The sequence below is a fragment of the Paenibacillus sp. AK002 genome, assembly GCF_053903045.1.
Window position 1 is genome coordinate 3924810 of the sequence record NZ_CP096377.1, and the last position, 13895, is coordinate 3938704.

At 48.3% G+C, this 13895-nt stretch carries 11 protein-coding genes; 1 reads left to right on the top strand and 10 read right to left on the bottom strand.

Annotated features, from left to right (window positions below; genetic code table 11):
- Positions 1–419 precede the first annotated feature (419 nt).
- Positions 420–1883 (top strand): Msr family ABC-F type ribosomal protection protein, encoded by a 1464-nt coding sequence (locus tag M1D70_RS17255; RefSeq protein WP_456287446.1) that lies wholly within the window; start codon positions 420–422, stop codon positions 1881–1883.
- A gap of 122 nt (positions 1884–2005) precedes the next feature.
- On the opposite strand, the gene M1D70_RS17260 is transcribed toward M1D70_RS17255, so the two are convergent.
- The 10 genes from M1D70_RS17260 to M1D70_RS17305 form a co-directional block, all read right to left on the bottom strand.
- Entirely contained in the window at positions 2006–2227 is a 222-nt protein-coding gene (locus M1D70_RS17260) for a helix-turn-helix domain-containing protein (protein WP_036672361.1), read from the bottom strand.
- 10 nt (positions 2228–2237) lie between these two features.
- On the bottom strand, positions 2238–2720 hold the full coding sequence (locus tag M1D70_RS17265) for a DUF2975 domain-containing protein (protein WP_009592519.1): 483 nt from the start codon (positions 2718–2720) through the stop codon (positions 2238–2240).
- 173 nt (positions 2721–2893) lie between these two features.
- Positions 2894–3346: a hypothetical protein gene (locus tag M1D70_RS17270; protein WP_456287447.1), complete on the bottom strand. Its 453-nt coding sequence runs from the start codon at positions 3344–3346 to the stop codon at positions 2894–2896.
- Positions 3347–3686: 340 nt separating this feature from the next.
- A complete protein-coding gene (locus M1D70_RS17275; protein ID WP_456287448.1) occupies positions 3687–6305 on the bottom strand; it encodes a family 16 glycosylhydrolase in 2619 nt (872 codons plus the stop codon).
- 319 nt (positions 6306–6624) lie between these two features.
- Entirely contained in the window at positions 6625–7836 is a 1212-nt protein-coding gene (locus tag M1D70_RS17280; RefSeq protein WP_456287449.1) for an MFS transporter, read from the bottom strand.
- Positions 7837–7967: 131 nt separating this feature from the next.
- Positions 7968–8990 (bottom strand): ROK family protein, encoded by a 1023-nt coding sequence (locus tag M1D70_RS17285; protein ID WP_009592551.1) that lies wholly within the window; start codon positions 8988–8990, stop codon positions 7968–7970.
- A gap of 153 nt (positions 8991–9143) precedes the next feature.
- On the bottom strand, positions 9144–10400 hold the full coding sequence (locus M1D70_RS17290; protein WP_456287450.1) for an MFS transporter: 1257 nt from the start codon (positions 10398–10400) through the stop codon (positions 9144–9146).
- 174 nt (positions 10401–10574) lie between these two features.
- A complete protein-coding gene (locus tag M1D70_RS17295; protein WP_456287451.1) occupies positions 10575–11792 on the bottom strand; it encodes an MFS transporter in 1218 nt (405 codons plus the stop codon).
- Between the two features lie 141 nt (positions 11793–11933).
- The gene (locus M1D70_RS17300; RefSeq protein WP_009592537.1) at positions 11934–12518 is read right to left on the bottom strand and encodes a TetR/AcrR family transcriptional regulator; all 585 of its coding nucleotides are present in this window, start codon (positions 12516–12518) and stop codon (positions 11934–11936) included.
- Between the two features lie 60 nt (positions 12519–12578).
- Complete coding sequence (locus M1D70_RS17305; protein ID WP_456287452.1) at positions 12579–13895, bottom strand: CehA/McbA family metallohydrolase; 1317 nt, start codon at positions 13893–13895, stop codon at positions 12579–12581.

Below are 13895 nucleotides of genomic sequence, written 5' to 3' on the forward strand. Positions count from 1 at the left end.
TCAACGTATCATTGATGAGGAGGCTCGTGATCTATGTTACATTCCATGCGTATAAGATAAGCCGGCCATAAAAAAGCGGATTTTCCAACCACGAATGTGGGCTTTTTTTGAGTTGCTTATTTCCTGCGTATGTAGACATGGATTGCGACACGGTTAGCTTTTTTTAGCTATGCCTTTATATCGCCATCTTCTCTCGTGATCCATGCAGATTTAAGCCCCATTGTGGACTCGGATCTGTATTTTTTATTGCCAAAAAAGAAGCGTGCTGCTTCCATCTATCCGAAATTTAGACAAATCAATATGAAATGAGGCAAATCTTATGAGATCCATGCATTGGTACTTCTTTATTTAAACCTCTCTTCTTCAATCGCAGGCGATCCTGCGAACAGAAACTGCGATTTTTGAAGGAGGAAATCAATATGGAATTCTTGATCAAAGCAAAAGATATGGTAGTGGAATATTCGGGACGAGATGTTCTGGACATTGATGAACTGGAGCTTTACAGCTATGATCGCATCGGACTGGTTGGCGTGAACGGAGCAGGCAAAAGCACACTGCTAAAAGCGCTGCTGGGGGAAATTCCTTTGTCCCATGGTAAAGTTATTCGGGAAGGCAGCTTCCATTATATTCCCCAGTTGGATGATGTCATTGTGCAGGAGATTCAAGATTACGCTTTAATCGGCAAGCTGGGAATCGAGCACTGTGACGCGGAACATATGAGCGGCGGTGAAGAAACACGGCTAAAAATAGCCCAGGCGCTCTCCGGAGAGGTGCACGGAATTTTTGCCGATGAACCGACGAGCCACCTGGATCGGGATGGCATAGACTTTCTGGTCCACCAGCTTAAATATTACTCCGGCGCCTTACTCATCATCAGTCACGACCGTTATTTCCTTGACCAGGTCGTCGACAAGATCTGGGAGTTGAATGAGGGGAAAATCACGGAGTACTGGGGCGGTTATTCCGATTACCTGCGCCTTAAGGAAGAGGAGCGGCATAGTCAGGCTGCAAAATATAAGCAGTTTACTGCGGAACGGGAGCGGCTGGAGAAAGCCATTACCGAAAAGCTTAGCCAGGCTCAAAAAGTGGATCAAAAGGCTAAAGGCGCTCCAAGAAAAAACAGCTCCGATGGCGGCGGCCGCCTGGCTCATCAAAAATCGACGGGCAGCAAACAGAAAAAGCTCCATAATGCCGCTAAAAATATGGAGCATCGAATCGAGGCACTTGGTGAGGTAAAGCCTCCTGAAGCCATGCGATCCATTCGTTTCTGGCAAAGCAAAGCCTTGGAGCTTCATCATCCGTTTCCAATTACTGGAATAGACATTTGCAAACAGTTTGAAGGCAAGGCGATTTTCGAGGAGGCCTCCTTCCAATTTCCATTGGGTGCCAAGATCGCGGTCACCGGTGCGAATGGATCTGGCAAAACGACGCTTTTCAAGATGATACTCCATCGTGAGCATGGTATTTCCGTATCCCCTAAAGCGGAAATCGGCTATTTTGCCCAAACGGGTTACAAGCTTGACCGTGATCAAGGGGTTATGGAGTTCATGAAGGAAGACAGTGATTATGAAGTGTCGGACATTCGCGCCGTTCTGGCATCGATGGGATTTTCTCAACAGGATGTACGCAAGGCTTTATCCGTGTTGAGCGGCGGAGAAATCATGAAATTGCAGCTTGCCAAAATGCTGTTAGGACGGTACAACATACTGCTGATGGATGAACCCAGCAATTTTCTGGATCTTCCTGCGGTGGAAGCGCTGGAACAATTAATGAAGAACTATGCGGGAACCATCATATTCGTATCGCATGATGTCCGTTTGATCGACAATGTAGCCGATACCGTATATGAAATCAAGGACAAAAAAATCATTCAGAGGGTATAAGTATCGTTCGAGTCTTTAAGCGGAGGATAGGAAATGGTGTTTCGCCGGGTAAAAAGTTTGGCTTAGGACAGCCTTTATGGCGGGTCCTAAGCCTTTTCGCGTTAAACTAGGTTGCTCCATTTTTATTCAAGACGGTCTTCGTCCATTCGATATTCTAAAATATCTCCGGGCTGACATTCCAAAGCCTTGCAAATCGCCTCTAAAGTCGATAATCGTATCGCCTTTGCCTTTCCGTTCTTCAATATGGAGAGATTGGCCATCGTGATTCCAACCTTCTCAGAAAGCTCCGTAACGCTCATTTTTCGTTTAGCCAGCATCACATCGATATTGATTATTATGGCCATGTCGTTCACCTCAGATTATTAAGTCGTTTTCCGATTTGATATCGATCGCTTCTTGTAACAGCCTTTGAAGGACGGCGGCAAAAACGGCAATCACCATGGAGGCGAAAATCAAGATCAATCCGATCAAGATGATGCCCGGGGCATCGTCTTTCTCCGCGACAAGATAGAACAGCGGCAGGCCAACCACGAACAAGCTGCTGATTGTGATTGCACAGTATTTTATACTCTTTAAAGCTCGTACGGACCATTCCGAGAACGCCTTGTTCTTATCAATATAACTTAAAAGCTTAAAGGCTTGATACAGCGCATAGTAAAACGGGATCGCCGCGGCATAAAAATCGATGAATACGAGATATTTAATATAACTCATATCCGGATACAGCTCGGCAGCAAAATTCGCGATCTCCGGCACCAAAAAGATGCACAAAGCAAGAATCGGAATACCGATAAGAATAACAGCCACCTTTAAAAAGAGCGTTGAAACTTGTTTCATCAAAAGCACCTCACTTCGATATTTTCATTGTTGACTTTATCACATAATTTATCGTTTTACAATAATTTATTATTGTTTTTTATTATATTATTACTGTTAATTGATTATACTTTTTATTCTGAAATTGAAAAAAAGCATTCTTCATTACGAAGAATGCTTTCATCCATAAAATGTCACCGGAACAAGGATTCAAGGTTACCTGGAGCGAAATCGCTTACGATTTTATACTCCTTGCCGTATCTTTTATGCTTGCTCGAATGGTTATAAATCCGTATATGGTCCGGACTATAAACGACTAGCGTGAAGGTCGGCCCGTTTTCGGTACTCAACAGGATCTCATATTCGTCGCCGCTGTGATCCCTTACGCTGTTCTTACGCAGTTTGAGATCCGAGAAGCTGTTCACGATGCGGTCAATCTCCGCTTGATCCGTCATTTTCAGCCGCTGCTCGTTCGGGCGGTTCCGGTTTCTTACAATGTCCAGCTCACGGATCGCGCCGGACTCCTTCAACTGATCAAGAACCAGCTCCTTGAACGAGGTGCGGTTTTGACTTGCCGAATATACCGTCGCGCTAAGCAGGAGCAGGACGCAGATTGCCAAAAAGACATACCAAAAGCGCTTGCTCACCCGCATCTCCTCCCTCGTGGTTGATCATAAAAGTTCAAGAATGTTTTCGAGTGTTCACGGCAGCTTCTTCCATAACTATACCAAAATACAAGGCTTATCGTTAGGTAAAACGACTGAAAAAATGGCTCATGACAAGCAGTTATTGAACCTGTGCTTTTCGTCACGATGCATCATGCCGAGTTCCGGTACCAGTGCAATGCTTTATAGAAAAAACAAAATAACAGACGGAGGGAAGTCGTAAGACTTCGCCCCCGCCTGTTAGAGGATGTGAATTGCACTCCTGCAACCGAAATAAATAACCGTATCTCCAGTTAAAAGCATGATCTGTCGAAGTATCAATTTACTCCGGCGTTCCTTGGGTCACGCCATGGATATAGGTGAGCCAAGGGGTATCCAAGGCTCCTTGTCCCGGGTTATAGGTGAAAAAGTACTCGACGGTGTCCCCTTGCTTCAGATTGTTTACAGGGTAAGTATAGTTGCCGTTCCCCGTTGGGGTCATGGCTACGTTCAGCTGCCCGCCGTTATTGATCTTGTAATGCAGATCGGCAAAGGTAGCGCCGTTAATATAGAACAGCAGGTCATTGCCGATTTTTTTCAGTCCCCTCACCTCATCGCCGATGACAATCACGGTGGATGGCGCCGGTACCACCGTGATCGTGGAAGAAGCGGTTTTCTGGCCGTCGACGGTCGTAGCCGTAACGGTTGCCGTACCCGGAGCGAGCCCCGTCACGACGCCTTCCTGGCTCACAGAGGCAGCACTCGCACCCGAAACGGTCCAAGTCACCTGCTTATTCGTTGCATTGGAGGGCGCTATGCCGGCGTTTAACTGAAGACTCTGACCCACTTCCACCTGTGCGGTGGTTGGATTCAGCGTGACGCCGGTAACCGGCACATTTCCAGGATTACCGCTGCCGTTTTCTTTATAAACCCGCACATAATCGACCTGCATCGTAGCAGGAATATCGGACGGATTCGGGGAAATGCCGCCGTCAAAATTTCCGCCGAGCGCCAGATTCATGATGAGGTAGAAAGGCTGATCGAAAGGTGCGTTCGGATTGTTTGGCGCGGCCAAGGAGTACCATTGTTCATTCGTCACTTTGAAGAAAAACTTGCCATCCACATACCATTTGATGTTGTCCTCTTCCCATACGACGGAATAGACATGATAATCATTGTTGATGTTCTGCCCTTCCGGGAAATGATATTCGCCAGAAATATGTTGGTTCGCCGGCCATGTTCCACCGAAGTGCACGGCACCGCTCGTCGAGCCTGGCAATCTCCCTCTTGCTTCCATCACGTCGATTTCGCCGGATGCTGCCCATGTTCCGTAAGGGCTGTCTTGCGGCAACATCCATAGTGCCGGCCATACGCCATTGCCAGTCGGCAGTTTCGCACGGAAGTCGACTCGTCCGTACTTCAGGGTAAAATGATTCTTCGTGTTAATCTTACCGGAGGAATATTGGGCATACCGGTTTGGATCTTGTGGGAAAGACTTGGGATCGTTCAATGCGCGGATGTTCAGCTTCCCGTCCTGCACGAACACATTTTGCGCACTATCGGTATAATGCTGCAGCTCCGCGTTGCCCCAGCCCCAGGTGTTTGGATCATCATTGAGATAGTAACCTTGTTCATAGTTCCATTTGCTTGTGTCCAATGTCGTGCCGTTAAATTCATCCTGCCAAATGAGATTCATGCCTTGGATGGCCGGGTCGCTTGGTGTCCCGATAGCAATATCCTCTTGGTCGCTTACATCCGGACGAGGAGCATCGGGATTGCCGATCAATGTGTAGTTAACGTAATTGCTGCCCACGCTGCCTCCCTTTAGCCCGTTCAAGGGATAGCCGATCCGGATCTGCATATCTTCTTGGATGGGCTGAAACCACAGGCCGTAAATATAATCGGCCCAGTATCCCCACTGATTCGCATCGGACATGTTGTTGTAGCCATTGGCAGCGTATGTAAATCCGCTCTGGCCGGAATTCCCCAGCTCAACCCACTGCCCGTTGACGTTAATCTGGTAAACGAAATTATCAAGCTCCTTACCTATCGGCGCTCCCCCGTCAATCTTAGGCAGCGGAATGCCGATAGAACCGTTAGCATCTGCCGTAAAGGTCGTTCCCTCATAAGGCGTAATGACATACGAATTTCGTACGGCTTCATTAAAAGTGATGGTATACACGACGTTAACTCCGGACGTTTTCGATTCCAATTTGACGTGGATCGACTCCGTTACGGTAAACCAATACCCGCCGCCTCCGTCCGTGAATTGTCCGAAGTTTTGGTCATAGATCCAGCCGCTTGCAGCGTTGTTGTCGATGTCAATCCAAGCACTGCTGTTAACAGGCTTCACATACACCTTCAAATCATCAGCGACGGCTGCATAGGTCACGGCCGGATCGTTATTGAACGTAGGGTAGGTAAAACCGGCGCCCCCCGTAAAGCTAGCAGTAATCTGCGGCCCTTGGGTCGGCGTCATGGCCGTGATCGTGGTTTTGTTAATGTTCTGAAACACCAGCCTGTAATCCAGGGTAACCCCATTCGCTTTCGAGTACAGCTGAATCTCCGTCGTTGCAGAAAGCGTGAACCAATAACCTGTAAATCCTCCGTCGCTCCAATGTCCCCAATTCTGATTATAAATAAAGCTGCTCACACTATCGATATCGACCCAGCTGCCGCCCACTTTCACTTTGACGCCCACGTCTTGGGCTACATCATTCCAAGTAGCTGCGCCTCCGTTGAATATGGGCATAACAAAGCCATAGCTGGCCTGTCCGACTCCTGATTTGGAGATGACCGGTCCGTCAGCCGCCGAAAAGTAATCCATCGAGGTCACCGAAGTATCTGCTGCCTCGACCTTCGAAGCTGGCCATAATCCGACACTAGCCAGCATGACAACCGCGAAGAACAAACTCAATCCCTTTTGCAAGTACCGCCTTTCCGTCGTGTAAGATCTCTTCATGAATACCCTCCCTTGTTCATATTGTGTGCTCTCAGCAATAGCACCTGCAGGAAAACGCTTACAGCTGAGGACGTCTTCATTCTATCGAATTCCTAATCTGATGAATAGGTTCCATATTTAGGGTAAGGTCTCAATATTTTGGATAACCCAAATGCAAAGACTGGCTAGTGTCAGAAATTCGCGAATCATGGTGCGTAAAGTTATTTTCCATACGACAATGAACAGAAGGCTGCCTCTTCGGCAGCCTTCTGTCTTTTCGATTAGTTGACATAATATTAATTGGGTAAACTTTAAATTATCATGTGGAGGACGCCAACAATTACGGCACTTGTTTCGCTTCACTGCTCAAAATTCGGTTCACTTTCTCGGCGCTCAGCCACATGAAGATGAGGAAGGCAAGGACAACGGATGGGAACAATCCGATGCTTGTCTGCGAAGCGACCAATCCAAACATGGGGGGAAGCAGCGTGGTCCCCGTATAGGCGACGGCCATTTGATAACCCATCAGCTTGGCCGAATGTTCTTTTCCGAACCGAGAAGGCGTTTCATGAAGAAGTCCAGGATAAATGGGCGCAAGGCCAAGTCCAATCAGCATAAATCCCGTCAGAGAAAAGGAAGCACTAAGAGGTAGCACAAGGATAATCCCACCTAGAATGGTGATGAGCTGTCCATAGCGGATCAACAGACGATTGGCAACCTTCAGCGTGATAAAGCCGGTAATCAGTCTTCCTAGCGTAATACCTCCGTAATATAAAGAAATCCATATGGCAGCCGTATCGGCTGAAATATGTTTAGCACCGACAAGGTAACTAGCTCCCCACAACCCCACCGTGGTTTCGACTCCACAATAGAATAAAAATGCCGTAAGTGTTGGTTTAACGCCTCTGATTCGAAATATGCCTGTTTTTACGATCTGCTCCTGTTGGCGCTTTTCATTATCGACTACGCTTTCGGCTTGCGGCCGGTCAATCTCCCGCATTGCTGCGACGCGTTTCCATAACGGGAGCGTAATGAGCAAAATGATTACAAGCGAGAACTGGATTATGGATACAGTTGTATATCCGCTTCTCCAGGAGTTATGATCTGCAATGTAAGAGGACATAATAATGGGCCCCATTGTTGCCCCGACACCCCAAAAGCAATGTAACCAGTTCATATGATGCGCCTTATAATTCTCAGCAACATAATGATTCAAAGCAGCATCCACAGCACCCGCCCCTAAACCCAGTGGAATGGCCAAAACGACAAGCCAAGCCATAGAGGGAGCCAAGGAGAAACCAAGCAGAGCTCCTGCAGTCAGGAAGCAGCTGAACAGGGTGATTCTCCCTGTTCCTAACCGCTTTATCATAGAGCCGCTTGCCAGACTCGAAACAATGGTTCCTCCTGCAATAACCATGGACACGATGCCTGCAGAGCCGACGGAAGACCCAATGTCGGGCCATATCACCGGCCAGGCGGATCCTAGTAAAGAATCGGGTAGTCCCAAACTAATAAAAGCCAGATAAATGATAATCAAAAACCAAGTTGCCAAGCGTACACCTTCTCCCCATGTAAATACATCTTTGTTTCACTAAATAAATCTTCTTTATAAAGTGTATTTATTTAATATGCAGCAGCATCTTTTTTTTGTCAAGATTCAAAACTCAAAAAACCCTCGGAATATCAATTCCGAGGGTTCCGGTCAACTGCAAGATCAAGGGTCGGTTCCAATTCTTGCAGGGTTAGCCAGCGCATGCCTGCTTCAAAGTCCTCTTGAAACGTCTGCTTCAACACCACTTCAGGATAAGAAGGCATGGGATGTTGAAGCCGATAAGTTTCCCAAGCCTGAGACCAGGCTTCCGCCTCCATTCGGTATTGATATATCACGATTTTGTCAGGTGCCAGGACGGCATTAACAGTATGTATGATTTTACACACAGCATGCACAAACTTCTCCGTTGTCATGTCTTGACTCCAATCCAGGCCAATGGGCAGAAATTTGATCTCGCCCGACATGCCGTTCTTCCCTTTAACGATCCTCCCATCGAGATAAATAGCTAGGCCAGGCGGATATTTCATAGGGAAGTACATGCCTAGCACGCACTGGTCACCTTCCAAATCCTCCTTCATCGAATAACCGCTAATGGCAGCATTCACATCATTCTCGACCATTACGGGCAGCCCAAATTGAGATTCGATCTCTTCAATCATGCGAAACCCGGTTAATTCTCGATGACTGCTTACCGTAATTTCTCCATTGACGGCCTGTCCCGGAATGCCGATACCAATCACCTTGATGGAGGGATAAAGCCCAATGTAATGCTCAATGATTTCATAGAAGCGCTGTCGATCAAATACAGGCATGGTGTATTCTTCTTTGGCCAACTGATCATTTTCCAAATTCACGACGGTTGCCGAGATCAGCTCTTCTCCCTGTTTCTCCTTCAAATAAACGACAAGAGCCAGGCTGAAATTATAATTATATCTATAGGTTAGCGCGGGCCTCCCGCCGTTGGACGGAACGATATCGTCTTCAAACAATTCCCCAAGCTCATACAGCTCCTTGACCAACGAATTCACCGTAACCACACTCAGCTTGGTCAATGAGGCCAATTGGGGCTTCGTCGCCGTTTCTACTCGCTTCATGGCTTTGCGGACAATATTTAAATTGATTTCTTTCATTAAGTTAGCGTTTGCTTTTTTCATAAGCCCCCCTGCACACATGTTTCATCTTAATCTATGTTATCCCTATGATATACTACTTTACCTGGTATACAAAACGGCTTAATCATGCGTAAAGAACAAAAAAACCGCATATGTCATGCGGCTTTATATGTTACTGAGATGAGATCCGGTAAACTAATTCGGTGAGGCTTCTTCCTGCGGCAGCGGCATGCCCGCTTCAACCAATCGCTTATTGCGCATGAAGAAAACAGTAAGTATTAGCATCAACAGCCCCGTACCGATCAGCAGCCATTCGATTTTGACCACGTCGGCAAGCGGACCGAATATCAGCATCCCGATGGGCATCATGGAAGTCGAAATCATCCCGAAGACACCGAATATACGGCCCAGATAATTTTCATCCACCTTCTCCTGCAGCATGACGGTCGTTGGCGTATTAAATATGGGCATCGCTACTCCGAATACAGCCATGATGGCCAAGTAAATCCAGAATACAGGCACAATGCCGAGCGCAAACGTGGACACGGCCATGACGAAGCTGGCTATAGCCATCGTGTACACTTTATTTTTAAAGCCGCCCCAGGAAGCAATGATCCCCCCTCCAGCCATCATGCCGACGGAAAACGCGATCTCGATTGCCGTCAAGCGCCATACATCGTCCCCGAAGCTGCGGGTAACCTGCAGCGGAGTCAGAAAGGCAGCAGGCGCCATAAGCACGAAGAAAAAGGCGAAGAAGATAAAAAACGACTTGAGAAAAGCATGCTGTTTAATGTAGACCAAGCCCTCTTTGAAGTCGTCCAGATAACCCGTGCTTTGGGTGTCCGACGCCTTTTTGTGCAGCGGAATTTTGAGAAAGACAAACAATGTAAAGATCGCGATCGCAGCCGTAACTACGTCGATAAAAAAAATCGCCTCGATCGTTGCTACAGTGAGCAATCCCGCGCTGACGATGGGCGCTACGAACATGATCAGCGCTTGTAGGCTGCCGTTAATACCGTTTACTTTCGTCAGCTTATCTTGCGGCACGATTTGAGGCAATATGGCTCCGACCGCTGGAGTCTGAATCCCGGCCCCGAGCGCGCGTACGGCGGAAATGATAAACAGCAGCCAAACCGCCTGATAGCCAAGCATAAACGTAATGGCCAACATCAGCGTAACCACCGCGATCATAGAATCCGCGATCATAATGAGCGTTTTACGGTTGAAGCGGTCCGCCCATACCCCGGCAAAAGGCGACAGCAGGAACGTCGGAATGAATCCGCAAATAATATACAGCGTCATCATGATGCCCGACTGCGTCGTCAGCGTAATGTGCCACATAATGGCATATTGAACCAAGGCAGACCCGAACAGCGAAAGTGTTTGGCTGCTTAAAAAGAGAATGATGTTCCTTTTCCAATGGATTTTCTGAGCATCTTCGGTTTCTGACATCGTCCCACCCTTTCGTATGATCTCGCTACCGCGAATTACACTCATTATAACGTTTAACGCCAGGCGACATTTCTTCTTAATTGCTCATTATGCGTTATCCGCGATCCATATATCCTACAGAATATTTCTAAGTTATCCTATAAAACGCTTGATGAAAACATGTATCGCCTTTTCTTATTTGCTGCCGCGCTCCACCTTGCGTTCCGTCAGAAAGTAGATCAATGCCAAGGCCGGAAAAAGAACGCCTAGCCACATTGCCGCTTTCCAGCCGCCCATAGCGTATGCCCATCCCCCTGCTGCGGAGCCTATGGCCCCGCCGGCAAAAAAGATCGCCATATACAAGCCGTTCAGCCGGCTCCGTACCTCGGCTCCCAAAGTGAAGATCGCGCGTTGTCCCAACACCAAATTGGCGGACACGCCCATATCCAGCAGGATGGCGGCGAGCACCAGGATTACGATAGAGAGCAGAGAATCGCCGGCAAACACGATCGGCAAAAGTCCGGATAGTATCACCAGCACGATGGATATTCCGGTTGCAGGCCGGATCAGGCCCTTATCCGCAAAACGGCCGGCAAGAGGCGCGGCGGCCGCGCCTGATACCCCCGCCAAAGCAAACAACGCAACGCCTGCAGAGGAAAAATGATACAGCGGACTTGTTAATACAAGCGGAACCGTTGTCCAGAACAGACTGAACGTCCCGAACAGAAAAGCGTGATACAGCGCCCTGCGACGTAGAATCGGCGTCGTTTTCAGCAGCCGCAGCATGGATGAGATGATAGCCGGATATTGATCGGACGTCTGCGGCTTTCTTGCCGGCAATACTTTGATCAAAACCAGAGCCAATACGAAGAGAATGGCGGATGAAATCAGAAAGATAGCGTGCCAGCCGAAATAATTTTCCACCAAACTCGAAACCGGACGGGCCAGCATGATTCCTAACAGCAGCCCGCTCATGACATTACCGACATTACGTCCTCTCGTCTCCTCCGGGGAGAGATGCGCTGCATATGGGACCAAGATCTGGGCCGCAACGGACCCCACGCCGATAAACAAGGAGGCGGCAAGAAACAAAGCGGCGTTTCGGGCTGCGGCAGCAAAGATTAAAACCACGGCCGTCAGAATCAGCAGCGTAACCACCAATTTGCGATTTTCGAGCAAATCTCCCAAAGGAACGATGGACAGCAAGCCGATCCCGTAGCCGATTTGGGTCAGCGTGACGATGACCCCCGCTGCTCCTGAAGATAATCCAATAGATGAGCTGATGGACTCAACTAAAGGCTGCGTATAGTAAAGATTGGCAACAATCAAGCCGCACGCAACAGCAAGAATCAACATAATCCAGGGCGATGCGGTGATCTCCAACTTTCCCTTTGCATGTCCATTTGCATTCATAATAAGCACTCCTTTTATTATAAAAATGATAGTGTAACTATATTGGAACGTTCATTCCAAAATGAGAATACGTTCCCCCTCCATGCTTAAGCAAGGAGGAATCAATTGGAATGATCGTTCCGGAATGATGAAAAAAAAGCTTTACAGCGACTCGATAACGGCGTTCATCATGCCGCGGACCTTATCGCTGTCGCTTTGTATCCTGGCCATCACATTGATGCTGTGATTGAGATTAAGCAGCAGGAACGATAACATTTTTATGTCTTTCTCGGGGGAAATTTCACCCGTTTCCTGTCCCTTTTTTAATTTCTCGTAGAACAGCTGCTCGAGCTCCGTAAAGCTCTGGCGAATCGTATTCTGCAAGGGCTCATCCATGGCATCCAGACCCACGGAAGCGTTCGTAATCAGACATCCGTTCGGATAAGCTTCACCGTGCGTCGCAAACGCGTTCGTGATATGCAGCTCAAAATATTGGCGGATCCCGGTGATCGCAGAAGGGGCTTGGTTCATCAGATCGCGTTTTTTTTGCGACATTTTTTTGTATTGCTGGATGGCCTCATAATAAAGCGTCTGTTTATCCTGAAACGTTTCGTACATGCTGGATCTGCTTAATTCCATGGATTGCAATAAATCCGGTATGCTTGCCCCCTCGTACCCTTTCTCCCAAAAAACGATCATCGCTTTGCGAAGCACCTGCTCACGGTCAAATTCTTTGGTCCGTCCCATTCATACATCCTCCTTCTCAACACGAGTATAAACTATCTGGAACGAACATTCCAGTATTTTTTAATCCGTTATTTTCACCGTACCTCCATTCGAAGCAAAATAGATGGGGTTTGTCACGGCCGCCATCGACATGCCAGCCGCCTGTCCGAACTGCCGCCAAACCTCTGCCCGTAAGAAGCTTCTATGCTTAGCGTCAAAATTTAGTATAACTCCACCTTCCGAGTCCACAGCGGTTTCTTCCTCAAGACCCCGCTCGCTGTAAAGGCGAATCAGATCGCCCGCCATTAAATCATCCAGTTGAACGACCACCTCGTGAACGGCTTGCTCATATGGCACTTCATCACCAATGCCGTAGTCACCGCACTGAAGGTTGGCAAAAGGGCCGTCAGGCGAATTGGTAATCACGACGCGGCCATCCTTAATACCGTTTAGAACGCCTTCCACCGTTTTTTCATGGGTCCAGACCCATACGCATGGCATCGCATGCTTCACATAGGAATCCGGGCGATGCACATCGCTTCCGCCTACGGCTACCAGGCGTCTCCCTGCGACAAGCTGTTCCTGCCACCAAGAAAGCGCGCGTCTGTTGTGCTCTCTCCATGGCCCGTTCCAAATTTCTACCCCGTCGTAATCCACATCGAAATCCCACTCCCACGGGCAGTGATCACAGTGCGTATGGTTCAGCACAATCTTGGCCCCCCGCTCGCGGGCGACTCGAAACTTCTCGCGAACATCGGATATGCCCGATACGCGAAAATCATCCATGGGGCTCGTCACGCCAAGGAAATTACTATGACCATAATTCGTCGTAAACTCCGTACCCGGTATCATAAGCACAGAGGTCCCTCTCGGATAAGCAAGGTTCTGGCTGCTCGTATTATGATCGGTCATAGCCATAAAATCGCAGCCCAGGCTTTCCATGATGGCCGCATTTTCTTCCAGCGTATAAGAGCCGTCGCTATGAACGCTATGCGTGTGAAGGTCTCCCTTCAGCCAGCGCCATGTCTTGTAGGTAAATTCGATTTCGATCGTGACCAAACAACCCTGAGCGGGCACCTTGTAGGCATTATGGAGAATAGCCCATTCACCTGTGACCAACCGTCCGGGCAGATAACCCGGAGTGGCTGTATTCGGACCGATATTGAATTCCTGACGAGCCCCTCCGCTCCAGCCTCTTACTATCTCCGCGTCCCGTATTCCTAGATCAATAACCGCTTCGGCGGGGGCGCCGCCATGGGAATCCACCAGAAAGCTTACGTGGATTTCTTCGACATCCGGTGGCATTTGGAACGGAATTTCAATGTACGAGCTTTGTTCCGAATGCTCAATGTATCGTTTGAAAACCGATGTGCTGATCTTCCGCTCGAGTTGTGCCAT

Excerpts from the sequence above, each read along its gene's own strand:
- M1D70_RS17255 (WP_456287446.1), top strand. The coding sequence starts at position 420 with ATGGAATTCTTGATCAAAGCAAAAGATATGGTAGTGGAATATTCGGGA.
- M1D70_RS17260 (WP_036672361.1), bottom strand. The coding sequence starts at position 2,227 with ATGGCCATAATAATCAATATCGATGTGATGCTGGCTAAACGAAAAATG.
- M1D70_RS17265 (WP_009592519.1), bottom strand. The coding sequence starts at position 2,720 with ATGAAACAAGTTTCAACGCTCTTTTTAAAGGTGGCTGTTATTCTTATC.
- M1D70_RS17275 (WP_456287448.1), bottom strand. The coding sequence starts at position 6,305 with ATGAAGAGATCTTACACGACGGAAAGGCGGTACTTGCAAAAGGGATTG.
- M1D70_RS17285 (WP_009592551.1), bottom strand. The coding sequence starts at position 8,990 with ATGAAAAAAGCAAACGCTAACTTAATGAAAGAAATCAATTTAAATATT.
- M1D70_RS17290 (WP_456287450.1), bottom strand. The coding sequence starts at position 10,400 with ATGTCAGAAACCGAAGATGCTCAGAAAATCCATTGGAAAAGGAACATC.
- M1D70_RS17295 (WP_456287451.1), bottom strand. The coding sequence starts at position 11,792 with ATGAATGCAAATGGACATGCAAAGGGAAAGTTGGAGATCACCGCATCG.
- M1D70_RS17300 (WP_009592537.1), bottom strand. The coding sequence starts at position 12,518 with ATGGGACGGACCAAAGAATTTGACCGTGAGCAGGTGCTTCGCAAAGCG.
- M1D70_RS17305 (WP_456287452.1), bottom strand. The coding sequence starts at position 13,895 with ATGGCACAACTCGAGCGGAAGATCAGCACATCGGTTTTCAAACGATAC.